The organism is Terrabacter terrigena (genome assembly GCF_042676085.1).
Taxonomy (GTDB): Bacteria; Actinomycetota; Actinomycetes; order Actinomycetales; family Dermatophilaceae; genus Terrabacter; species Terrabacter terrigena.
In genome coordinates, this window is the sequence record NZ_JBHTKH010000017.1 from 48,877 (window position 1) to 70,620 (window position 21,744).

General features: G+C 72.6%; 19 protein-coding genes. 4 read left to right on the forward strand and 15 right to left on the reverse strand.

Annotated features, from left to right (window positions below; all coding sequences use genetic code 11):
- Positions 1 to 8 precede the first annotated feature (8 nt).
- From ACFQ2V_RS18535 to ACFQ2V_RS18550, 4 genes are all read right to left on the reverse strand, one after another.
- Positions 9 to 2,495 carry a heavy metal translocating P-type ATPase gene (locus ACFQ2V_RS18535; RefSeq protein WP_386054371.1) on the reverse strand — a complete coding sequence of 829 codons (2,487 nt, stop codon included), beginning with the start codon at positions 2,493 to 2,495 and terminating at the stop codon, positions 9 to 11.
- Positions 2,492 to 2,707 carry a heavy-metal-associated domain-containing protein gene (locus tag ACFQ2V_RS18540; RefSeq protein ID WP_386054372.1) on the reverse strand — a complete coding sequence of 72 codons (216 nt, stop codon included), beginning with the start codon at positions 2,705 to 2,707 and terminating at the stop codon, positions 2,492 to 2,494. Before ACFQ2V_RS18540 ends, ACFQ2V_RS18535 begins: the two co-directional genes overlap by 4 nt.
- A gap of 52 nt (positions 2,708 to 2,759) precedes the next feature.
- Positions 2,760 to 3,041: a metal-sensitive transcriptional regulator gene (locus ACFQ2V_RS18545; RefSeq protein ID WP_386054373.1), complete on the reverse strand. Its 282-nt coding sequence runs from the start codon at positions 3,039 to 3,041 to the stop codon at positions 2,760 to 2,762.
- Between the two features lie 64 nt (positions 3,042 to 3,105).
- Positions 3,106 to 3,516, reverse strand: a complete 411-nt coding sequence (locus tag ACFQ2V_RS18550) for an MmcQ/YjbR family DNA-binding protein (RefSeq protein ID WP_386054374.1) — start codon at positions 3,514 to 3,516, stop codon at positions 3,106 to 3,108.
- A 287-nt stretch (positions 3,517 to 3,803) separates the two neighbouring features.
- On the opposite strand from ACFQ2V_RS18550, the gene ACFQ2V_RS18555 reads away from it, so the two are divergent.
- The gene (locus ACFQ2V_RS18555) at positions 3,804 to 4,823 is read left to right on the forward strand and encodes a hypothetical protein (RefSeq protein WP_386054375.1); all 1,020 of its coding nucleotides are present in this window, start codon (positions 3,804 to 3,806) and stop codon (positions 4,821 to 4,823) included.
- The gene (locus ACFQ2V_RS18560) at positions 4,807 to 7,212 is read left to right on the forward strand and encodes a heavy metal translocating P-type ATPase (RefSeq protein ID WP_386054376.1); all 2,406 of its coding nucleotides are present in this window, start codon (positions 4,807 to 4,809) and stop codon (positions 7,210 to 7,212) included. Before ACFQ2V_RS18555 ends, ACFQ2V_RS18560 begins: the two co-directional genes overlap by 17 nt.
- 90 nt (positions 7,213 to 7,302) lie before the next feature.
- Here ACFQ2V_RS18560 and purB read toward each other — a convergent pair whose 3' ends face one another.
- The 3 genes from purB to ACFQ2V_RS18575 form a co-directional block, all read right to left on the reverse strand.
- Positions 7,303 to 8,715: an adenylosuccinate lyase gene (gene purB / locus ACFQ2V_RS18565; protein WP_386054378.1), complete on the reverse strand. Its 1,413-nt coding sequence runs from the start codon at positions 8,713 to 8,715 to the stop codon at positions 7,303 to 7,305.
- Positions 8,716 to 8,812: 97 nt separating this feature from the next.
- Positions 8,813 to 9,583 carry a VOC family protein gene (locus ACFQ2V_RS18570; RefSeq protein ID WP_386054379.1) on the reverse strand — a complete coding sequence of 257 codons (771 nt, stop codon included), beginning with the start codon at positions 9,581 to 9,583 and terminating at the stop codon, positions 8,813 to 8,815.
- Positions 9,584 to 9,608: 25 nt separating this feature from the next.
- Positions 9,609 to 10,163 carry a low molecular weight protein-tyrosine-phosphatase gene (locus tag ACFQ2V_RS18575; protein ID WP_386054380.1) on the reverse strand — a complete coding sequence of 185 codons (555 nt, stop codon included), beginning with the start codon at positions 10,161 to 10,163 and terminating at the stop codon, positions 9,609 to 9,611.
- Between the two features lie 101 nt (positions 10,164 to 10,264).
- Between ACFQ2V_RS18575 and ACFQ2V_RS18580 the strand changes: the two genes are divergently transcribed.
- Positions 10,265 to 10,681 (forward strand): YybH family protein, encoded by a 417-nt coding sequence (locus ACFQ2V_RS18580; RefSeq protein ID WP_386054382.1) that lies wholly within the window; start codon positions 10,265 to 10,267, stop codon positions 10,679 to 10,681.
- Positions 10,682 to 10,690: 9 nt separating this feature from the next.
- Positions 10,691 to 12,043 (forward strand): MFS transporter, encoded by a 1,353-nt coding sequence (locus tag ACFQ2V_RS18585; RefSeq protein WP_386054383.1) that lies wholly within the window; start codon positions 10,691 to 10,693, stop codon positions 12,041 to 12,043.
- A 29-nt stretch (positions 12,044 to 12,072) separates the two neighbouring features.
- Here the strand turns inward: ACFQ2V_RS18585 and ACFQ2V_RS18590 are convergent, their stop codons facing one another.
- The 8 genes from ACFQ2V_RS18590 to ACFQ2V_RS18625 all read right to left on the reverse strand — a co-directional run bounded on the left by ACFQ2V_RS18590 (position 12,073) and on the right by ACFQ2V_RS18625 (position 21,629).
- Positions 12,073 to 13,002 (reverse strand): DUF559 domain-containing protein, encoded by a 930-nt coding sequence (locus ACFQ2V_RS18590; RefSeq protein WP_386054385.1) that lies wholly within the window; start codon positions 13,000 to 13,002, stop codon positions 12,073 to 12,075.
- Positions 13,003 to 13,222: 220 nt separating this feature from the next.
- Positions 13,223 to 14,236, reverse strand: a complete 1,014-nt coding sequence (gene galE, locus ACFQ2V_RS18595; RefSeq protein WP_386054386.1) for a UDP-glucose 4-epimerase GalE — start codon at positions 14,234 to 14,236, stop codon at positions 13,223 to 13,225.
- A gap of 50 nt (positions 14,237 to 14,286) precedes the next feature.
- On the reverse strand, positions 14,287 to 15,183 hold the full coding sequence (locus ACFQ2V_RS18600; protein ID WP_386054387.1) for a M56 family metallopeptidase: 897 nt from the start codon (positions 15,181 to 15,183) through the stop codon (positions 14,287 to 14,289).
- Between the two features lie 3 nt (positions 15,184 to 15,186).
- A complete protein-coding gene (locus ACFQ2V_RS18605; protein ID WP_386054388.1) occupies positions 15,187 to 15,600 on the reverse strand; it encodes a BlaI/MecI/CopY family transcriptional regulator in 414 nt (137 codons plus the stop codon).
- On the reverse strand, positions 15,497 to 17,440 hold the full coding sequence (gene cydC, locus ACFQ2V_RS18610; protein WP_386054390.1) for a thiol reductant ABC exporter subunit CydC: 1,944 nt from the start codon (positions 17,438 to 17,440) through the stop codon (positions 15,497 to 15,499). Before cydC ends, ACFQ2V_RS18605 begins: the two co-directional genes overlap by 104 nt.
- Complete coding sequence (cydD, locus tag ACFQ2V_RS18615) at positions 17,437 to 19,068, reverse strand: thiol reductant ABC exporter subunit CydD (protein WP_386054391.1); 1,632 nt, start codon at positions 19,066 to 19,068, stop codon at positions 17,437 to 17,439. Before cydD ends, cydC begins: the two co-directional genes overlap by 4 nt.
- A 19-nt stretch (positions 19,069 to 19,087) precedes the next feature.
- Positions 19,088 to 20,137, reverse strand: a complete 1,050-nt coding sequence (gene cydB, locus ACFQ2V_RS18620) for a cytochrome d ubiquinol oxidase subunit II (RefSeq protein WP_386054393.1) — start codon at positions 20,135 to 20,137, stop codon at positions 19,088 to 19,090.
- A 16-nt stretch (positions 20,138 to 20,153) separates the two neighbouring features.
- Positions 20,154 to 21,629, reverse strand: coding sequence for a cytochrome ubiquinol oxidase subunit I (locus tag ACFQ2V_RS18625; protein WP_386054395.1), 1,476 nt, complete (start codon positions 21,627 to 21,629; stop codon positions 20,154 to 20,156).
- Positions 21,630 to 21,744 lie beyond the last annotated feature (115 nt).

The window sequence follows — 21,744 nt, forward strand, 5'->3', positions numbered from 1 at the left end:
TATGCCGGTCAGCGGTGCCAGCGCTTGAGGCGGAGCGAGTTCGTGACGACGAGTACCGACGACAGCGCCATCGCCGCGCCGGCGATCATCGGGTTGAGCAGGCCGAAGGCGGCGAGCGGGATCGCGGCCGTGTTGTAGCCGAACGCCCAGGAGAGGTTCTGCTTGATGACCCGCAGCGTCTCGCGGGAGAGGCCGATGGCGTCGCCCACGGCGTCGAGGTCGGGGCGCATGAGCACGATGTCGGCGGAGTCCATCGCGACGTCGGTGCCCGAGCCCATCGCGAGACCGAGGTCGGCCTGGGCGAGCGCGGCGGCGTCGTTGACCCCGTCGCCGACCATCGCCACGACCTTGTGCTGCTGCTGCAGCTCGGTGACGACCCGATGCTTGTCGGCAGGCATGACGTCGTACCGCACGTTGGACGCCGGGATGCCGACCTGCTCGGCGACGCTGCGGGCGTTGGAGGCGCTGTCGCCGGTGAGCAGGTAGGGCGTCAGGCCCAGCGCGCGCAGCCGGTCGATCGCGGCCCTCGACGTGTCGCGCACGGTGTCCTCGACGGTGAGGGCGGCCTCGGCGACGCCGTCCCAGCCGACGAAGACGGTGGTGCCCGCCTGCCGCGCCGCGTGCTCGACGAGGGTCGGGTCGACGCTCTCGAAGAGCGCGGCTTTGCCGACCGTGACCTCGGTGTCCTTGATGCGGGCGCTGGCGCCCTCACCGGGGCTGGACTGGAAGTCGCGGATGCGAGGCAGGTCGATGCGCGCCAGGGCCGCGCCGTCGACGATCGCCCGGGCGATGGGGTGCTCGCTGCCCTGCTCGACCGCGGCTGCGGCGGTGAGGGCGGCCTTCTTCGAGAGCCGGCCGCGCACCGCGATGCTGCGCAGCCGCAGCTCGCCCGTGGTGACGGTGCCGGTCTTGTCGAGCACGACCGTGTCGACGCGGCGGGTGTCCTCGAGCACCTGTGGACCCTTGATGAGGGTGCCGAGCTGGGCGCCACGACCGGTGCCGACGAGCAGGGCGGTCGGCGTCGCGAGCCCGAGCGCGCAGGGGCACGCGATGATCAGCACGGTCACCGCGACGGCGAGCGAGCGGGCGAGGCCGTGGCCGGTCGCGAGCCAGGCGACGAAGGTGACGAGCGCGATGACGAGGACGGCCGGCACGAACACGGCCGACACCCGGTCGGCGAGCCGCTGGACCCGCGCCTTGCCCGTCTGCGCGGTCTCGACGAGCCGCTGGATGCCGGCGAGCATCGTGTCGGCGCCGACCCTGCGGGCCTCGACGACGATGCGGCCGGTCGTGTTGACGGAGCCGCCGGTGACCGCGTCGCCCGGGGCGACGTCGACCGGCGTGGACTCGCCCGTGACGAGGCTCGCGTCGACGGCGCTCGACCCGTCGAGCACGACCCCGTCGGTCGCGATCTTCTCGCCGGGGCGAACGATGAACTGGTCGCCGACGACGAGCTGCTCGATGGGCACCCGCGTCTCGCTCGTGGTGCGGGTCTGCGGGTCGATGCGCAGCACCGCGACGTCCTTGGCGCCGAGGTCGAGCAGCGAGCGCAGGGCGTCCTTGCCGGAGTCCTTGGCGCGCGCCTCGAGGAAGCGCCCGGCGAGCAGGAACGTCGTCACGACGGCTGCGACCTCGAAGTAGAGCTCCCTCTCGCCGCCGGCGGTGAGCAGCTCGACGACGGAGTAGCCGTAGGCCGCCACGACACCGAGCGAGACCAGCGTGTCCATGGTGGAGGCGAGGTGGCGGGCGTTGACGGCGGCGGCCCGGTGGAACGGCCAGGCACACCAGAGCACGACCGGGGTCGCGAGCAGCAGCTGCAGCCACGGGCTCGCCCCGAGCGACGGCAGGAACATGGCGAGCACGAGCACCGGCACGGTGAGGGCGACGGCGGCGACCAGGCGCGGTCGGATGACGTCCTGCGCCGGGGTGTGCTCGAGGTGGTCGGCAGCCCCGTGGTCGCCGGCGACGTGGCCGCCGCGGTCGGCATGGTCGGCATGGTCGGCATGGTCGGCGTCGGCTCGCGCCGGTTCGCCGGGTGCTCCGTGCCCGTTCGGCGAGCTGGCCCTGGGTGTCTCGGTGGGGCGGGCTGTCTCGGCGGGCCGCGCCTTGTGGCGCGCGAGCTCCTGGGCGCGCAGCTTCTCCAGGAGGACACCCGCCGCGGGGCGAGGGGCGTGGGTCGGGACGGCATGCGGGCTCGGGGAGGTCGCCCCGGCGACGGTGGGTGCGGGAGCGGCGGGCGGGCCACCGATGACGCTGGCGCCGTAACCCGTCTTCTTCACCTCGGCGATGATCTGGTCGACCGTGACCGGGGCAGAGAAGGAGACGCTGGCCTTCTCGGTGGCGAGGTTGACGGTTGCGGACTCGACGCCGGCCACCTTGGACAGCTTGCGCTCGATGCGCGCGGAGCAGGAGGCGCAGGTCATGCCGGTGATGGCGAGCCGGACCTCCTCAGGGGTCTGCTCGTCGGGCGTCACCGGTGTCCGCCCCTCGCTCATCGGACGCTGTAACCCGCCTCGGCGACGGCGTCGGCGACGACGGCCGGGTCGAGGGGAGCCTCGCTCGTGATGGTGACGGGGGAGTCCTCACCGGGGTGCAGGTCGACGGCGACGGCCATCACCCCCGGCAGCGCCGACAGCTCCTGGCTGACTGCGGCGGTGCAGTGGCCGCACGTCATCCCGGCGACGGTGATCTCGGTCTGGGTGCTCATCGGGGTGCCTCCTGGGGCGGGTCGGGTGCGGGGCCGTCGGTGGTGGAGTACGTCAGCTGCGGACGAGGCGGGCGATGGCGTCGGCCGCCTCGCGCACCTTCTCCTGGGCTGCCTCGTCCGACTCGCGCGCCGCGTCGACGACGCAGTGCGACACGTGGTCCTCGAGCAGGCCGAGGCTCACGGCCTGCAGTGCCTTGGTGATGGCGCTGACCTGGGTCAGGATGTCGATGCAGTAGGTGTCGGTGTCGACCATCTTCTGCACGCCTCGCACCTGGCCCTCGATGCGGCGCAGCCGCTTCAGGTAGTCGTCCTTGCTGCCGGTGTATCCGGGCACGTCGCCACCTCCTCTCGATCGACAACAGCATACCCAGCAGGGGTATTCCGAAGACTGCTCCGTGTCACGACTGGTCCTCGACGAAGGAGGCGGCGAGCCGCTTGGGCGCCTTCGCGAGCCAGGCGTCGGTGAGCACCTCGCGCAGCTCGGCGACGGTGACCTTCGGCAGGTCGCGCTCGAGCAGGAGCACGGCGTTGTAGCCGTTCCAGTGCGGCGTCGTGAACCACGGGCTCGACTCGTCGCCGACCATCGCCTCCTTGTCCTCAGCGGTGCACGAGAAGGCGAGCACGTCGTCGTAGAGCTCGCCCGTGCCGGGGTCGAAGGCGTCCTTGCGAGGGCCGCGCGCGAACGCGAACGTCCTGCCCCTGACCTGGTATGCCGGCCGGCCGCCTTCCGTGGGGTCGCGGGTCACCTCCGGCAGGGAGAGGGCGATCTCGTCGAGGTCGGGCAACCGGGCCCTGCGTGATCGCGCCATGCCTCAGAACCGTAGCCGGGAGCGTGCGAACGCGACAGGATCGACGCGGTCTGAGCTCCCTGGAAAAGCCTCTGCGGCATACCCCTGGCGGGTATTCCGCAGGGTGAGTTATGGTGCTCGTAAGATACCCCCAGTGGGTATCTGTCCCAGCCCCCACCATCGGAGGACAGCACCATGATCCAGACCACCACCTGCACCGTCGTCGGGATGTCCTGTGGCCACTGCGTTTCCGAGACGGCCGTGCGCTCCGCCGTCGAAGAGGCCGGCTACGCCCTCGCGAGTGCGTCATGAGTGCCGCGGGGCGTTTCGCCCGCCTCGGGACGCCGTCGCGGGTCGCCGGATTCGTCCTGGGCCTGGGGGCGCTCTTCGGTGGTGCCCTCGCCATCGGCGCGGCTGTCGGGCCGAGCGCTGCGAAGGTCGCCGATGCCGGGTCCAGCACCGGGCACGGCACCGGCCACGGCACCGGCGGGTCCGGCTCGGCGACCTCGTCGCCCTCGGCCTCGATGTCCGGAGGGGCCTCGATGCCCGGAGGCCTGCGCGTCGCCCAGGACGGCTACGCCCTGCGCCTCGGTGCCACGCGGGCGACGGCCGGCACGGCCGTCCCGATGTGGTTCACCGTCACGGGTCCGGGCGGGGCGCCGGTCACGGCCTTCGACATGCAGCACGAGAAGCGCCTGCACCTCATCGCGGTGCGCCGCGACCAGAGCGGGTTCCAGCACGTGCACCCCACCCTCGCCGCGGACGGCACGTGGTCGACCACCCTCGACCTCACCCCGGGCACCTGGCGCCTCTTCGCCGACTTCAAGGCCTCGGGCGGCACCCCGCTCACCCTCGGCAGCGACCTCTCCGTGGCGGGTGCCTTCGAGCCGGTCCCGGCCGCCGCACCCTCGCGCACCGCCGTCGTCGACGGCTACACCGTCACCCTCACCGGCGACCTCGTGGCCGGCCGGGACGCCCGGCTCGGGCTCACGGTCACGAAAGACGGCAGGCCGGTCACCGACCTCGACCCCTACCTCGGCGCCTACGGCCACCTCGTCGCCCTCCGAGACGGCGACCTCGCCTACCTCCACGTCCACCCGGACGGCGAGCCCGGTGACGGACGCACCACGGCCGGGCCCGAGGTCGTCTTCCACACGCCGGTGCCGACCGCCGGTGGCTATCGCCTCCACCTCGACTTCCAGCACCAGGGCGTGGTGCGCACCGCCTCGTTCGTCGTCGCAGCCTCCGAGGCTCCCGACGCTGCTCCAGCGAGCACCCCCGCGCCCGAGCCCACGCAGACAGGAGACTCCGATGGCCACGGCCACTGACCCCCGCCCGACCGTTGGCAGCCTGCAGCTCACCGGCGCGACCGGTCTGCCCGGCACGACGACCGAGCTCGACATCACGGGCATGACATGCGCGTCGTGCGCCAACCGGATCGAGCGCAGGCTCAACAAGCTCGACGGTGTCGCCGCGACGGTGAACTACGCGACCGAGAAGGCCCGCGTCACGGCCGCCGACGCCGTGTCGGTGGCCGACCTCGTGCGCACCGTTCAGGAGGCCGGCTACGGCGCGACCGTCCGGGCCCCGGCGGCGAGCGCGCCCGACGCGCCCGGCACGGACGGCGCGGCTGGTGCGACGGGCAACGCGGGCGCCGACGGTCACGACCCGGCATACGACCGCGTGCGCCGGCTGCGCGAGCGGCTCGTCGTGTCAACGGTCCTCACGGTCCCGGTCATCGCGATGTCGATGGTGCCGGCACTCCAGTTCACGTACTGGCAGTGGGCCTCGCTGACGCTCGCCGCTCCTGTGGTCGTGTGGGGTGCGGGGCCATTCCATCGGGCCGCCTGGACCAACCTGCGCCACGGCACGACGACGATGGACACCCTCGTCTCGATGGGCACCCTCGCGGCGTTCGGCTGGTCGCTCCGGGCTCTCTTCCTGGGAGACGCCGGTGTGCCGGGCATGGTGCACCCGTTCGAGCTCACTGTCGCGCGCACCGACGGCTCCGGCAACCTCTACCTCGAGGTGGCGTCGGGCGTGACGACGTTCCTGCTCGCCGGGCGCTACGTCGAGGCCCGCTCGAAGCGACAGGCCGGTGCGGCCCTGCGAGCGCTGCTCGAGATGGGCGCGAAGGACGTCGCCGTGCTTCGGACCGGCTCCGACGGGCGTGACGTCGAGGGGCGTGTTCCGGTGGGGTCCCTCACCGTCGGCACGCGGTTCGTCGTGAGGCCGGGAGAGAAGATCGCGACCGACGGGCTCGTCGAGCAGGGCACGTCGGCGGTCGACGCGTCGATGCTCACGGGCGAGTCGGTGCCCGTCGCCGTTGTCCCCGGCGACGCTGTCGTGGGCGCGACGGTCAACGCGGGCGGACGCCTCGTCGTGCGGGCCACCCGGGTGGGCGCCGACACGCAGCTCGCGCAGATGGCACGCCTCGTCGAGGACGCGCAGAACGGCAAGGCACAGGTGCAGCGCCTCGCTGACCGGGTGTCGGGCATCTTCGTGCCGGTCGTCATCGCGATCGCAGTGGCGACGCTCGGCTACTGGCTGGGCACGGGTGACGGCACCGCAGCCGCCTTCACCGCCGCCGTCGCGGTGCTCATCATCGCCTGCCCGTGCGCGCTGGGCCTCGCGACCCCCAAGGCTCTCATGGTCGGCACCGGCCGCGGCGCCCAGCTCGGCATCCTCATCAAGGGGCCCGAGCTGCTCGAGTCGACGCGCCGCGTCGACACGGTCGTGCTCGACAAGACCGGCACGGTGACGACCGGCCAGATGCGCCTGCGCGATGTCGTGCCGGCTGAGGGTGAGTCCGCCGACGACGTCCTGCTCCTGGCCGCCGCCGTCGAGGACGCGTCGGAGCACCCGGTCGCGCGAGCGGTCGCGACCGGGGCGCGGGAACGCCTCGTGGCGACGCCGGGGGCCGAGCACCCCCTACCGGCTATGGCCGACTTCGCGAACAGCGAGGGCCTCGGTGTCCGGGGCGTCGTCACCGCGGAGGGTGTGCCGCACGACGTCGTCGTGGGGCGTGCGTCGTTCGTGGAAGGCAGCGGCACCGCAGTGCCCGACGAGCTGGCCACGGCGATGCGACGGGCCGAGGAGTCCGGCGGCACGGCGGTCGTCGTCGCGTGGGACGGCGCCGCCCGCGGCGTGCTCGTCGTCGCCGACGCGGTCAAGCCGACCTCGGCCGAGGCGATCACCAGGCTGCGCGGGCTCGGGCTGCACCCGGTGCTGCTCACCGGCGACAACGCGGCGACCGCGCGCGCCGTCGGGGCCGAGGTCGGCGTCGCCCCGGACGACGTGATCGCCGAGGTGCTGCCCGCCGACAAGGTCGACGTCGTGAAGCGGCTGCAGGCCGAGGGGCGTGTCGTCGCCATGGTCGGCGACGGCGTCAACGACGCGGCCGCGCTCGCCCAGGCCGACCTCGGCCTCGCCATGGGCACGGGCACGGACGTGGCCATCGAGGCGAGTGACCTGACGCTCGTGCGGGGCGACCTGCGCGTGGCTGCCGACGCGATCCGACTCTCGCGGCGCACCCTCGCGACCATCAAGGGCAACCTGTTCTGGGCGTTCGCCTACAACGTGGCCGCCCTGCCGCTCGCGGCCGCGGGACTGCTCAACCCGATGCTCGCCGGTGCCGCCATGGCCTTCTCGTCGGTCTTCGTCGTGACGAACAGCCTGCGGCTGCGCAGCTTCCGCCCTTCGACCGCGAGCGCCTGACCGCGGCACGGGACCCCGCGGACACACGAACCCCCCCTCGCGGGCGGCTGCCCTGCACGGGCAGCCCGCTCGGGGCGGGCTCGTGTGCCGTCAGGCCAGGAAGTCGTCGACGAGCCGGCTCGCCAGCGCGGTGTAGGTCTGCGGCGTCAGCTCGACGAAGCGCGCCTCGACGTCGTCCGGCAGCCCGAGCCCGCGCACGAACTCACGCACCTCCTCGCCACCGACGCGGCGCCCACGGGTCAGCTCCTTGAGCCGCTCGTAGGGCTCCTCCATGCCCGGGACACCTTGCGCACCAAGGGCCCTCATCGCCGACTGGATGGGCTCGCCGAGCACCTCCCAGTTGGCCTCGAGGTCGGCGGCCATGCGCTCGGGCACGGCATCAAGGCCCGCGAGACCCCGCGACACGTTGTCGAGGGCGAGCAGCGAGTGCCCGAAGGCGGTGCCGATGTTGCGTTGCATGCTCGAGTCGGTGAGGTCGCGCTGCAGGCGGCTCTGCACGAGCGTGCCGCCCAGCACGTCGAGAAGCGCGTTGGAGACCTCGAGGTTGGCCTCGGCGTTCTCGAAACGGATCGGGTTGACCTTGTGAGGCATCGTCGAGCTGCCCACGGTGCCCTGGCCCCGCACCTGTGCGAAGTAGCCCATCGAGATGTAGGTCCACACGTCGGTGCAGAGGTTGTGCAGGATGCGGTTGAAGCGCGCGACGTCGGCGTAGAGCTCGGCCTGCCAGTCGTGGCTCTCGATCTGCGTGGTCAGCGGGTTCCACGTGAGGCCGAGGCCCTCGACGAAGGCACGCGACACGGCCGGCCAGTCGACGTCGGGCAGCGCGAGCGCGTGCGCGCCGAAGGTTCCGGTCGCGCCGTTGAACTTGCCGAGGTACTCCTGCTTGCCGATGCGACGCAGCTGGCGGCCGAGGCGGTGCGCGAGGACGGCGAGCTCCTTGCCCATCGTCGTCGGCGTCGCCGGCTGGCCGTGGGTGTGCGCGAGGAGCGGCACGTCCTTGAGCTCTCGCGCCATCGCGGACACCTGGTCGACGAGGTCCTGCGCCCTGGGCAGCCAGACCTCCTCGACCGCACCCTTGACCATGAGCGCGTAGGAGAGGTTGTTGATGTCCTCGCTCGTGCAGCCGAAGTGGATCAGCTCGGCGAGGCCCTTGTCGGCGTCGGCCGGCGCGATCTCGGCGAGGCGCTTCTTGAGGAAGTACTCGACGGCCTTGACGTCGTGCACCGTGACCCGTTCGATGTCGCCGAGCTCGGCCACCTCGTCGGGCCCGAAGCCGTCCACGACGGCCCGCAGCGCCACGACCTCGTCGCCGCTGAGCTTGCGCACCCCCGGCACGACCCCGTTGCTCGTCTGGTGCACGAGCCACTCCACCTCGACGTGCACGCGCTCGCGGTTGAGCGCGGCCTCCGACAGGTGGTCGACGAGGGGGACGACGGCACCGCGGTAGCGGCCGTCGAGCGCCCCGAGCGCGATGGGCGGGGTTGCGTCAGCGAGCGAAGCCATGGCCCCCATCCTCCCAGAGCGCGAGGAGTGGTCCGTATGCCGTCCACGACGGTCGGGTGGCCGGTGACCCGGCCCGACGGCATACGCCCCCGGGCGGCTAGTCGAGATCGGGCACGAGGAGCGAGAACACCTCTCCCTCAGGGCCGCTCAGCACCGCCCCGAAGCCGAAGGGCCCGTCGAACGGCGGCTGGAGCACGGTGGCGCCGTTGACGAGCGCCTTCTCCAGCGAGCGACCCACGTCGTGCGTGGCGAAGGAGGCAACCCAGTGGGACGGGATGGTCGCGGGCCAGTCGTCGCCGATCTCTGCGAGGCCGTATGCCGGGTTGCCGTCACCGGTGTGCGCCGTCGACCAGCGGGGCCCGTCGGGCTCGGTCTCGTCTGTGAACTCGTGGCCGAAGACGGCCTGCTGGAAGGCCTGCACCTGGTCGTAGGCGCGGGTCAGCAGCTCGTTCCACGTCAGCGACCCCGGCTCGTCGAGGAGGCCGATGCCGGGCAGGTCGCGCGGCTGCCACAGCCCGAAGTACGTGCCGCCGGGGTCGACGGCGATGAGGGTGCGGGCCAGCGCCCCGAGATCGACGGGCCGACCGATGGTGCGGCCGCCGTACGCGTTGACGGCGCTCGCGGCGACGTCGATCTCGCCGACGCGCAGGTAGGTCGTCCACTGGCTGGGGACCGGGGCCGCGTCGGGCTTGCGGCTGATGCCGGCGACGGGATGGCCGTCGAGCAGCGCCATCGTGTAGCCGCCGGTCGCGGCGTCACCGGTGACCCACTGCCAGCCGAAGAGCTCGGTGTAGAAGCGTCTCGCCTGCGGGACGTCGTTGACGAGCAGGTCGACCCAGCAGGGGGATCCATAGGGGAAGTCGGGCACAGTCGGCTCAGGTCTCGCGTCGGTGTCAGGGCCGACCGGTGTCCGGCAGCTCCTCGCGGGCGTCCGGCCGACCGTCCAGCCGGCCGTCCAGCTGGTCCCTGACGTGCTGAAGGATGCCACGACAGGCGGCCTCGACCTCCGCGAAACACCGGGCGAAGTGGTCCTCACCGCCGTACCACGGGTCGCCGGTCTCGAGAGTGCCCGCCGCGACGGCCTCGGGGTCGAACTCGCGGACGAGCCGGATCTTGCGACGGTTCGCCGGCGTACGCGCGAGGCGCTGGAGCGTGCGCACGTGGCCCTCGTCGGAGGCGAGCACGAGGTCGACGTCGTCGAACTCGTCGGGGTCGAACTCGCGGGCGCGGTGCCGGCTGCCGTCGTAGCCGTGCCGGGCGAGCTCGGCGACCGTGCGGGGGTCGGCGTGCTCGCCGACGTGCCAGTCGCCGGTGCCGCTCGAGCTGACCCGCACGTGGTCGCTGAGGCCTGCCTCCTCGACCATCCGCTCGAGGATCACGTGACCCATGGGCGACCTGCAGATGTTGCCGCTGCACACGAAGGTGACGTGGACGGGGCGAGGCGACATGATCCCCATTGAACACCGACGAGAAGGGCCGGTAGGCCGAAGCGATCCCACGTGATGCGGGGCCGCGGGGCAGTGTCGGTGGCCGGTGACATGGTCCTCCCATGACGACGACACCGCAGCCGGCAGTGGGGGCAGCCGCCCCCGAGGCCCTCGAGGCCTGCCTGGTCGAGCTCGCGCTCGCCGGCGACCTCGACGGCATCGTCGGGCTGTACGCCGCCGACGCCGTCGTGAGCCTGCCGCTCGGTCGCGAGGCGGCCGGGCACTCGGCCATCCGTGCCGCCTTCGCCGCGGCGCTGGCCGCAGGGGTCCTGGGCCCGTTCGAGCCGGCGGTCGCCTCGCGTGCCGTCGTCACCGGCGACCTCGCGATGACGACGTCGTCGGGCGCCGACGGGTCGGTGCGCACCCAGGTCGCGCGGCGCACGCCCGACGGCCGGTGGGTCTGGGTGCGTGACGGGTCGCGGCTGCGGGGTGTCTCGGCCTGCCTGCCCGACGGCTCGGCCCCGCTCGCCGTGGCGTAGCGTCGCTCTGTGACCGACGCTTCTCCCGAGTCCGACACCGGTGTCGGGTCCGCCGCCCCCGAGCGCAGGTCACACCTCATCGACCTCACGCCGCTGCGGGTCAGCCCCGCGTTCGCCCGGCTCTGGTTCGGCAACACCCTCGCGGGCATCGGCACCTTCGTCACCAACACGGCCGTCGGCCTGCACATCTACGACCTGACCCGCTCGACGTTCATGGTCTCGCTCGTGGCCTGGTTCTCGCTGCTGCCGATGATCGTCGCCGGCCTCTACGGCGGGGCGGTCGCCGACCGCTTCGACCGGCGCACGGTCGCCCTGTCGGCGTCGACGGTCGCGTGGGCCTCGACCGTCGTCCTGGCGACGATCGCGTGGCTCGGCGCCGCGCACGTGTGGATGTTCTACGTCATCACGACGGTCAACGCCGTCGCCGCCACGATCGCCTCGGCGACCCGCCAGGCGATCACGCCACGGCTGCTGCCCAAGGAGCAGCTGCCGAAAGCCGCTGCGCTGCTCGGCATCTCGGCCGGAGTCATGGTCACGGTCGGGCCCGGTGTCGCCGGTGTGCTCGTCGCCCGCGCCGGCTACGCCTGGACCTACACGATCGACGTCATCCTCTTCTTCGCCGGCTTCTTCGGCCTCTGGACGCTGCCCCACATCCGGCCCGAGGGTCAGCGACCGGCAACCGGTGGCTTCCGGTCCGTCGTCGACGGGCTCGCGCACCTGCGCAGGGCGCCGAACGTCCGCATGAGCTTCGTCGTCGACATCATCGCGATGACCTTCGGGCAGCCGATGGTGCTCTTCCCGGCGGTCGGCGCCATCGTCATCGGCGGCGGATCGGTGACCGCAGGCATCCTGCTCGCGTCGTTCGCCGTCGGCGGCATCCTCTCGAGCCTCGGCTCGGGGCGGGTGACCGGGCTGCGCTGGCAGGGCAGGGCGATCCGCGACTCGATCGTCGCGTACGGCCTCGGCATCCTCGGCTTCGGCCTCGTGCTCGCGGTGACGACCCTCGGCGGCTCGGCCGTCTCGTCGATGGACTTCGGCCACGTCAACCGGTGGGCGCTGGCCGTCGCGGCGGTCTGCCTCGCCGTGTCTGGCGGGGCCGACAACATCAGCGCGATCTTCCGCCAGGCGATCCTCCAGTCGGCCGTGCCCGATCAGCTGCGCGGACGCACCCAGGGCGTGTTCACCGTCGTCGTCACGGGTGGGCCACGGCTGGGCCAGATGTTCGCCGGCACGCTGGCCACGCTCACGGCCACCTGGGTCCCGTCGGTCGTCGGCGGCGTGCTGGTCGTCGTGCTCGTCGTCGTCACCGTGGCCCGGGTGACCTCGTTCCGGGAGTACGACGCTCTCGACCCGCGTCCCTGACGAGACGCCCACGAGATGGGCCCCGCGGTTCACGCGGACCGACGGACCGCCACGACCGCGCCGCTCCCTGCTGAGCCGCGTCGAGCCGGGCGCTTCGTGGAGGTCCGTCGGACTGCGGCAGTCATCGACAGCGCCTCGCGCACGTAGTCCGGCTGCCTCATCACCTCGGCCCACGTGAAGCGGAGCACCACCCAGCCCCGAGCCCCGAGTCCGGTGTAGCGACGGCAGTCGTGCTGCAGTGCCGCCGCGTCCGCGTGGAACTCGAGGCTCTCCGCCTCGATGACGATCATCAGGTCGGCGTCCGCCAGATCGACCCTCGCGTGGAAGCCACGCGACCTGATGACGTGCTGCGGCACGATCGTGAGGCCCTTGACCGAGAGGCAGATCGCCCGGAGGACGGACTCGAACGGGTTGGCCGCACGGTGGTCGGCATGCAGCAGCACCCGCCCGACCCTCCTTCGCTGCCTCGGTGGGAGGGCAGCGGCTGCAGGGACCACGTCAGCGAGCCGCACACCGGACCGCAGTGCCGAGTCGGTGACGGCCAGGGCCTCGTCGAACGGCAGGTCGAGGCAGCAGTCGAGGACCGTGCGCACCCTGCTGGTGACCCATCCGTCGACGACGTCCTCGTCGCGCAGCGTGCGCCAGTGCCGCACGACACCCGACCGCGCCTGCTCACGCAGCTTGCGCCCGCGCGGGAGCGTGATGTGCGGCTCGGCCGGGGCCCACTTGACACCCCAGCCCCAGTGGAGCGCGGCCGTCGTGTGCGACGCGGTGGCGCCGGCGCGAGTGGCCAGCTCGCGCGCCACGTCGAGGCCCGGCAGCGCGTAGCGCCCTCGAGCCACCCGGACGAGCAGGCCTTCCGCCGTGGCCTTCCTGATGCGGTTCGCCGAGCCGACGGTGCGCAGATCTCGCCATGAGCAGAGCCCGCCGTGCTGGGCGACCAGGTCGGTGAGCTCCACCTGAGCAGCCTGCCGCGTCCTTGACCACTCGCAGGCCGGCCGTCCACAGGCAGACGGACCGCCACGGGCGGACCGCTCACGCTCAGTCGCGTCGGTCCGTGCTGTTCGTGGCGGTCCGTGTGACGACACCGACCACGTATGCCGTCACGCCACGGCCGGCGCGAAGGCGGGCGCCCAGCCGCGCCACCCGGCATACGGCCTCAGGGACGGAGGTGACGGCTCAGTCGGGGTAGCCGGTGGGGTTGGCCTGCTGCCAGCGCCACGTGTCGGCGCACATGTCGTCGATGGTGCGGGTCGCGACCCAGCCGAGCTCGCGGTTCGCCTTGGCCGGGTCGGCGTAGGAGACGGCCACGTCACCCGGCCGGCGGTCGACGACGCGGTAGGGCAGCTCGCGGCCGACCGCGCGCTCGAACGCGTGGAGCATCTCGAGCACCGACGTGCCCTGGCCGGTGCCGAGGTTCCACGTGCCGACGGGCTCGTCCATGGTGCCGAGGCGGTTGAGGGCGGCGAGGTGGCCGGCCGCGAGGTCCTCGACGTGGATGTAGTCGCGCTGGCCGGTGCCGTCGGGTGTGGGGTAGTCGTCGCCGTAGACCGACAGGAACTCGCGGCGACCCACGGCGACCTGCGCGATGAAGGGGACGAGGTTGTTGGGGATGCCCTGCGGGTCCTCCCCGATGGTGCCCGAGGCGTGGGCGCCGATCGGGTTGAAGTAGCGCAGCAGGGCGATGCGCACGGACGGGTCGGCGACGGCGACGTCGCGCAGGATCTGCTCCTGCATCACCTTGGTCCAGCCGTACGGGTTGGTCGCGAAGGTCGGGCGCTCCTCGGTCGCGGCCTCCTGGTCGGTGCCGTAGACGGTGGCCGACGAGCTGAAGACGAGCTTGGTCACGCCGTGGCGGCGCATCGCGCGCACGAGCGAGAACGTGGAGCCGAGGTTGTTCTCGTAGTACTCGAGGGGCAGCTCGACGCTCTCGCCCACGGCCTTGAGACCCGCGAAGTGGATGACCGCGTCGATCGGCTCGTTGGCGAAGAGGTGCTCGGTCTTGTCGTGGTCGGTCAGGTCGAAGGAGTGCACCGGCAGGTGCCGGCCCGTGAGGGCCTCGAGCCGGTTGACGACGCTGGGCTTGCTGTTGCCGAAGTTGTCGACGATGAGCACGTCGTGCCCCGCCGCGACGAGCTGGACCACGGTGTGCGAGCCGATGTAACCGGTTCCGCCACTGACGAGTACGCGCATGCGCCCACCCTATAGATCGCGACCCCGGGCGCCCCGTCCCGTTCCGGGCGTCAGACGAGCGACAGCTCGGCGATCGCGAGGCCGTAGAGGGCGAGGGGAGCCGCGACGAGCAGGGCCGCGGCGGCATACATGGTCGCGGCGACGACGCCGAGGGGCAGGCCGGCGATCCGGTGGGCGTCGAGCAGCTGGATGCGCGCGCTCGCGACGCGGGTGCTGTCGGACATGGCCATGGCCCCTACCGGCTTGGGGCCGCCGGCCATCGCGACGATCGCGCGGCCCGTGTTGACGGCCCCGGCCCGGCGCACCGCGGCGCGGTCGGCGAGCACCTCGATGAGCAGGTGCACCTCGCGCAGCGCGGCCTCGGAGCGCAGGAACGGTGGCATCGCCTCGTGCACGACCGTGAAGAACTCCATGACGAGGTCGTGCCGTGCGGCGAGGTGGGCACGTTCGTGGGCGAGCACCGCGGTCAGCTCGTCGGGTCCGAGGCGGTCGAGGGTGCCCTGGGTGAGGACGACGCGCCTCCGCACGCCGGGCACGCAGTATGCCGTCGGGGTCGTGTGCTCGAGCACGCGCATGTGGCGGTCGGCGCCCTCGCCGGGCGTCCCGAGCAGGTCGACGAGGTCGCGGTGACGGCGCCGGGCTGCGCGCAGGTTGCGGCCCACGCGGTCGCCCGAGAGCAGCAGACGCACGGCGACGACGGCGCTGAGCAGGGCAGCGACGGTCACGGTCGGCCAGCTCTGCGACAGCCGCACCTGCTGCCCGAGCAGTGCGGGCAGGGCCGCGGGCGCGGCGAGGAGGGCGGCGAGCACCGCGGCCACGGCCGTCGCCTGCCACAGCACCAGCGCCGCCCGCGGGGCGCGGCGAAGGCTGGTCACCCGGGCGAGGGCTCGGGGGACCGGCCAGGAGAGCAGGACCGCCAGCGCGACGAGTCCCGCGACGACGAGCACGGGTCAGGCTCGGCGGTCGTCGGGTCGGCGGGCCTCGAGCTCGGCGAGGGCTGCCTTGAGCTCGTCGATCTCCTCGGGGGTCGACTCGTCGAGGAAGTGCAGCAGGGCCGAGCGGCGGGTGTCGCCGGCGAGCTCGCCCAGGGTGTGGTGCAGCGACTCGGACGTCAGCTCGGCACGGGTCGACGCCGGTGTGTAGCGCCACGCTCGGCCGTCGCGCTCGCGCCTGACGAGGTCCTTCTTCGCCATCCGGTCGAGCACGGTCATGAGGGTCGTGTAGGCGAGACCCCGCTCGACACCGATGGAGTCGTGGACCTCACGCACCGTGCGGCCCTCGGGATGGGCGTCGGAGGTGCTCCAGAGCTCTTCCATGACGGCGCGCTCGAGGTCGCCGAGGCGGTTGCGGGGGGTGCTGGGCATGGCGGCTCCTATCTATCGGCCCTGTCGACACGTCGGCCGGCCTCGTGCGTGTGGTCGTCCGGGTGGGCGACCACGGTGGCTGCCATCGTCGCCGATGGGCGCGCCGCACCTCGACGACACGGTCGAACAGGTCGGCCCCGTCGTCGCGGTGGGTCACCATGATGATGGTCCGAGCGCGCCCCCCGGCGTCCGTGCGGTCGCTGAGTGCCGTGAGGTCCTCGACGACGGCGCGGGCCGTGGGTGGGTCGAGGTGCGCGACCGGTTCGTCGAGGAGCACGAGCGGCCGCCCGCTGAGGTGGGCCCTGGCGATGCCGAGGCGGGCGCGCTCGCCGCCGGAGAGGCCGCGGCCCCCGGCTCCGAGGACGGTGTCGAGGCCGTCGGGCAGCTCTGCCCGGACGTCGGCAAGGCCGGCGGCCTTCAACGCACGGTCGACGTCGTCGTCGGTGGCGTCGGGCCGCGCCAGGGTGAGGTTGTTGCGCAGGCTCGTGGCGAGCACGTGCGTCTCGTCGTCGACCACCGCAACTCGCGAACGCGCCTGTGCCAGAGGCAGGTCGAGTGCGTCGACCCCGTAGAGGTGATAGCTCCCGCCCGTCGGGTCGAGGTGCCGGGCCAGCACCGCGAGCAGCGTCGACTTGCCGCTGCCGTTCGCGCCGGTGACTGCGATCGCGGTGCCGGGCTCGACGGCGAGGCCGGTCGGCGCGAGGTCGGTGCGCTCGCCCGTCCACGACGCCGTGACGTCGCGCAGGTCGACGGCAACGCCGGCGTATGCCGGCTGGTCGGGTCGGGCGCCGAGGGTGGGCTGGGCACCGGGCTGGGAGTCGGGCTGGGAGTCGGGCTGGGCGTCAGGCTGGGCGTCGGGCTGGGCGTCGGGTTGCGAGTCGGGCGCTGCGGTGGCTGGGTCGACGACGGCGGGGGAGAGCCCGAGCAGGGCGTCGATGCGGCGCTGGCTGCCGCGGGCGCGCGCCAGGGCCCGCATCGCGTCGACGAGCGGGCTGACCGCGTCGGAGACCGCGACGGGCGTGAGCACGAGCAGCGCCTTGACGGGTGTGGCGACGTCGAGGTCTCGTGCGATGACGGCGGTCGCGACGACGGCGGCCCCCACGGCGACGAGGTGGAGCGAGGCGGCCAGGGACCGGCCCGCGCTGATGCGGCGGGTGGTGCGCGCCAGGGTGGTGTGGGCGCGGTCCAGCCAGGTCATGGCGGTGGCCCATCCGCCGACGGCGCGCAGCTCGGTGGCCTGGCTCGCGACGAGCTCGCTCACCCGTGTGACCTCGGCGCGGGCCGCGAGCAGGTCGGGCAGGGAACGGGACTCGAGCGTGGCCGCGAGGGCGCTGACCACCGTGACGACGGCCCCGAGGGCGAGCATCACGAGCCCGACCGGCTGCGAGAGCGCCGTCGTCAGGGCGATCGCGAGGCCGCCGGCGACCGCCGTGGAGATGACCGGCACGGTGACGCGCACCTGGGCGTCGACGGCGTCGGTGAGGTCGTCGACGACCCCGGTGAGCACGTCCGAACGGCGTCGTCGTCCGAGCCGAGCCGGCGTCAGGGGGACGAGGGCCTCGTAGGTCGAGGTCCGGCGTTCGGCGAGCAGGCGCAGCGCGGCGTCGTGGCTGACGAGCCGCTCCCAGTAGCGGAAGACCGGTCTGGCCATGCCGAACGCGCGCACCATGACGATGGCCGTCAGCAGGGTGAGGATGACCGGCCGCTCGGCGGCGCGGACGATGAGCCACCCGGACGTCGCGGTGAGCGCCATGCCCGAGGCGGTCGCGATGCCACCGAGGAGGCCACCGCGCAGCGTGCCGGCGGTGGGCCACCAGACCGGACGGGTGTCGGTGGTCATCGCACGGCCTCCTCTGGCTGGTCGACGGACGAGCCGGCGGCGCCGTGGCGACGCACCTCGACGTGCTGGTCGGCGTGCGCCAGCAGCTCGTCGCGGTGGGTGACGGCGATGACGACGCGTCGCTGGGCGAGCTCGGCGACCAGGCCCGCGACGTGCTCGGCGCCCTCGGGGTCGAGGTGAGCGGTCGGCTCGTCCAGGAGCAGCACGCTCTCGGGGGCGAGCCAGGCCCGGGCGAGGGCGAGGCGCTGCCGCTGGCCCGCGGAGAGGCCGAAGCCGTCGTCGCCGAGGTCGGCGGAGAGCCCGCCGGGCAGGGACGCGACGACGCCGTGGACCCCGACCGCGCGCAGGGACTCCCAGAGCCGTTCGTCGGTCGCGGTGTGCCCGACGGTGAGAGCCTCGCGTACCGATCCCGTCGCGAGGAAGGGACGCTGGGTGACGTAGTGGCTGGGTGGCGCGGTGACCGTGCCGGCCATGGGGACCCGGAGGCCCGCGACGAGGTCGAGCAGCGTCGACTTGCCGGCACCCGAAGGGCCGGTGACGACGGTGAGGCCGGGACCGGCGACGAGCGACAGGTCACGGATCACCGGGACGGCCGACCCGGCATACGCGTAGGTGACCCCCTCGAGCCGCACCTGCCCACCCGGCGCACCCCCCGGGCCTGTACCGAACGGGGCGTTCGGCGCGGGGGAGGGGAGGTGGTCCAGCTCGGCGAGGATGGCGTCGAGGGCGACGGCGCCGTCGGCCGCGGAGTGGTACTCGGCGCCGACGCGGCGCACGGGCCAGTACGCCTCGGGCGCGAGCAGGACCGCGACGAGCCCGGCGCCGAGGGCCATCGACCCGTGCGAGAGGCGGAGCCCCACGGTCACGGCGACGATGGCGACCGAGATCGTCGCCAGCAGCTCGAGCGCGGCCGACGAGAGGAAGGCGATCTTCAGCGTCTCCATCGTCGCCCGGCGGTGCCGGTCGCTCACGGCGCGCACCGTCGCGACCTGGCGACGTGCGCGACCGTAGCCGACGAGTGTCGGCAGACCGCGCACGACGTCGAGGAAGTGACCGGAGAGCGCGGCCAGGGCCGACCACCGTCGCTCGGTCGACTCCTCGGTTGCCCGGCCGATGAGGGCGGCGAAGAGCGGGAGGAGCGGCAGGGTGAGCGCCACGACCAGGGCGCTCGGCCAGTCGACGACGACGAGCGTGCCCGCGGCGAGGGCCGGCACGACCACGGCGTGCACGAGCGTCGGGAGGTAGCGGGCGGCATACGGCTCCACCGCGGCGGCTCCCGAGGTCGCGAGCGACACCGCCCTGCCGGGGGCGGGGCGCGAGTCGGCGTCGCGGGCGCCCCACCCGCGCAGCAGCGAGGCGCGCAGGGCCGACGACACGGTGACCCCGGCCCAGGCGGCCACCCACTCGGTCGTGGCGGCGAGCACAGCCCGGACGACGAAGAGCCCGAGCAGCCAGGCGACCGGCTGGGTGAGGTCGCCACGGTCGACCACGGCCACGACCACGGCCGACAGCGCGAACGCCGTCGCGATGGTCGCGACACCGGTCAGCACACCGGTGGCGGCGAGCGCACCGACGGGCCCCCGGGCAGCGGGCACCGCTCGGAGGAGCCTCGGGTCGAAGGGCTTCATCGGATGGCCTCGGGCGTCGTCAGCGGTGAGCGGTCTTGACGGCCGCGTCGTCGGGAATGTGCTTGGTGCCCAGACGCTTCCGGAACACCCAGTACGTCCAGCCCTGGTAGAGCACGACGACCGGAGTGAAGACGAGGGCGACCACCGTCATCACCTTGAGCGTGTAGTCGGTGCTCGACGCGTTGTCGACGGTGAGGCTCCACGCCGGGTTCGTCGACGAGGGCATGACGTTCGGGAACAGCACGAGGAAGTAGGTGGCGACGGCAAGGGCGATCGTGCCCGCCGTGCCGAGGAACGCCCAGCCCTCGCGTCCGGCCCGGTTGGCGGCGAGGCCGCCGATGAGCGCGACGGCAGCGACGGCGGTGGTGGCCCATGACGCCGCCTTGCCGTCGCTGAAGCCGAGCCAGAGCAGCAGGGCGAGGGCGAGCACGGCGGCGACGGCGCCCACGCGCTCGGCGATGGCGCGGGCCTCCAGGCGGATCCGGCCCTCGGTCTTCAGGGCGACGAAGATCGCGCCGTGCGTCAGGAAGAGCGCCACGAAGACGACGCCTCCGAGCAGGCCGGCGGGGTTGAGCAGGGTGAGGACGCTGCCGGTGAACTCCTTGCTCGCGTCGATCGGCACGCCGCGCACGATGTTCGTCAGGGCCACGCCCCAGAGGAACGCCGGCACGACCGAGCCCCAGAAGATGGCGAGGTCCCAGCGCGCCTTCCATGACGCCTCGGGCCGCTTGTGGCGGTACTCGAAGCCGAGGTTGCGCAGGATGAGCGCGACGAGGATGACGAGCAGGGGCAGGTAGAAGCCGCTGAACAGGGTTGCGTACCAGTGCGGGAAGGCGGCGAACGTCGCACCGCCCGCGGTGAGCACCCACACCTCGTTGCCGTCCCACACGGGACCGATCGTGTTGAGCAGCACGCGGCGGCGCTTCTCGGCGTCGACGGCGTCGGTGGCGTACTTCCTCCCGCCGAGGACGGGCAGCAGCATGCCGACGCCGAAGTCGAAGCCCTCGAGCACGAAGTAGCCGGTCCACAGGAGGCCGAGGACGATGAACCAGAAGGTTGCGAGATCCATTGCGGTTCAGTCCCTCTCAGTAGGCGAAGGCGAGGGGGGCGTCCTCGTCACGGTCGGCGGGGTCCTGCGGCGGCTCGAAGGGCTCGGCGCCCTTGCGCACGTAGTACAGGAAGAGCTTGACCTCGACGACGGCGAGGGCGCCGTAGAGCAGTGTGAAGACCGTCATCGAGGTGATGACCTCGCCGATCGAGACGCCGGGCGAGACGCCGGTCGCGGTGGTCATGAGGCCGAAGACGAGCCACGGCTGGCGACCCGTCTCGGTGAAGATCCAGCCGAAGCTGTTGGCGAGGATCGGCAGGAACGGCGTCAGGACCGCGGCCCAGAGCAGCCAGCGATGGGTCGGCGTGCGATCCTTGCGGGTCAGCCAGAGCACCACGAGCGAGATCGCCGCGGCCGCCATGCCGAGCCCGATCATGAGACGGAACGTCCAGTACGTGGTCGGGATGTTCGGCGCGTAGCCCGTCGCCGACGCGACGAGCGGGTTGCCGCTCGCGCCGTACGTGTCCGCGTACAGGGCCTTGAGGTCGTTGATGCCGTCGACCGCGCCGCCGAAGTTGCCGGTCGCGAGGAAGCTGAGCAGGCCCGGCACCTCGATGATGTCGTTCGCGTGCGATCCGTCGAGCGAGCCGACAGAGAGCACCGAGAACGGCGCCCCCACGCCGGCGGGCACCGACTCGTACAGGGCCTCGGCGGCAGCCATCTTCATGGGCTGCACCTCGGTCATGATCTTGCCCTGGACGTCGCCCGTGAGGGAGACGCCGAGCGCGGCGACGAGGGTCACGACCGCGCCGATGCGGGCCGCCCGGCGGTACATCGGGGCATCGCCGAGAGCCACGTCCTCGCCGGCCCCCTCGGCGCGCAGGGTCTCTCGCCTCATGCACCAGAGCGCGACGCCCATGACCACGGCAGCGCCGGCCATGTAGGCGGCGAAGATGACGTGGGGGAACGTGACGAGCTGGACCTTGTTGGTGAGCACGGCGAGGAAATCGGTGAGCTCGGCGCGGCCCGTCGCCCTGTTGTAGGTGTAGCCGACGGGGTGCTGCATGAACGAGTTGGCCGACAGGATGAAGTACGCCGACAGGATCGTGCCGATGTGGACGATCCACATCGTCGCGGCGTGGAGCTTCTCGGGGATGCGGCCCCAGCCGAAGATCCAGAGGCCGAGGAAGGTCGACTCGAGGAAGAACGCGAGCAGCGCCTCGATGGCGAGCGGCGCGCCGAAGATGTCACCGACGAAGCGGGAGTAGTCGCTCCAGTTCATGCCGAACTGGAACTCCTGCACGATGCCGGTCACGAGGCCCAGCGCGAAGTTGATCAGGAAGAGCTTGCCGAAGAACTTCGCGAGCCGGAGCCACTGCTCGTTGTGCGTGCGCACCCAGGCGGTGTGGAAGCAGGCGACGATCGCGGACATGCCGATGGTGATCGGCACGAAGAGAAAGTGGTACACGGTGGTGATCGCGAACTGCCACCGTGCCAGGTCCGTTGCATCCATCGAGGTCCCCCGGAGGGTCTGCGGAACTACAGGTCGTAGTAGATACTACACGTTGTAGTTGATGCTGCGGCAGGCCCTTCCGTTGACACGCCGCCTCCCCGATGGGTCAATCGCC

What these genes read in the sequence shown, in the direction of transcription:
- galE (WP_386054386.1), bottom strand. Translation starts at nt 14,236, where the DNA reads ATGCGCGTACTCGTCAGTGGCGGAACCGGTTACATCGGCTCGCACACC.
- cydC (WP_386054390.1), bottom strand. Translation starts at nt 17,440, where the DNA reads ATGACCACCGACACCCGTCCGGTCTGGTGGCCCACCGCCGGCACGCTG.
- cydD (WP_386054391.1), bottom strand. Translation starts at nt 19,068, where the DNA reads ATGAAGCCCTTCGACCCGAGGCTCCTCCGAGCGGTGCCCGCTGCCCGG.
- ACFQ2V_RS18580 (WP_386054382.1), top strand. Translation starts at nt 10,265, where the DNA reads ATGACGACGACACCGCAGCCGGCAGTGGGGGCAGCCGCCCCCGAGGCC.
- ACFQ2V_RS18550 (WP_386054374.1), bottom strand. Translation starts at nt 3,516, where the DNA reads ATGGCGCGATCACGCAGGGCCCGGTTGCCCGACCTCGACGAGATCGCC.
- cydB (WP_386054393.1), bottom strand. Translation starts at nt 20,137, where the DNA reads ATGGATCTCGCAACCTTCTGGTTCATCGTCCTCGGCCTCCTGTGGACC.
- ACFQ2V_RS18540 (WP_386054372.1), bottom strand. Translation starts at nt 2,707, where the DNA reads ATGAGCACCCAGACCGAGATCACCGTCGCCGGGATGACGTGCGGCCAC.
- ACFQ2V_RS18575 (WP_386054380.1), bottom strand. Translation starts at nt 10,163, where the DNA reads ATGTCGCCTCGCCCCGTCCACGTCACCTTCGTGTGCAGCGGCAACATC.
- ACFQ2V_RS18605 (WP_386054388.1), bottom strand. Translation starts at nt 15,600, where the DNA reads ATGCCCAGCACCCCCCGCAACCGCCTCGGCGACCTCGAGCGCGCCGTC.
- ACFQ2V_RS18535 (WP_386054371.1), bottom strand. Translation starts at nt 2,495, where the DNA reads ATGAGCGAGGGGCGGACACCGGTGACGCCCGACGAGCAGACCCCTGAG.
- ACFQ2V_RS18555 (WP_386054375.1), top strand. Translation starts at nt 3,804, where the DNA reads ATGAGTGCCGCGGGGCGTTTCGCCCGCCTCGGGACGCCGTCGCGGGTC.
- ACFQ2V_RS18625 (WP_386054395.1), bottom strand. Translation starts at nt 21,629, where the DNA reads ATGGATGCAACGGACCTGGCACGGTGGCAGTTCGCGATCACCACCGTG.
- purB (WP_386054378.1), bottom strand. Translation starts at nt 8,715, where the DNA reads ATGGCTTCGCTCGCTGACGCAACCCCGCCCATCGCGCTCGGGGCGCTC.
- ACFQ2V_RS18560 (WP_386054376.1), top strand. Translation starts at nt 4,807, where the DNA reads ATGGCCACGGCCACTGACCCCCGCCCGACCGTTGGCAGCCTGCAGCTC.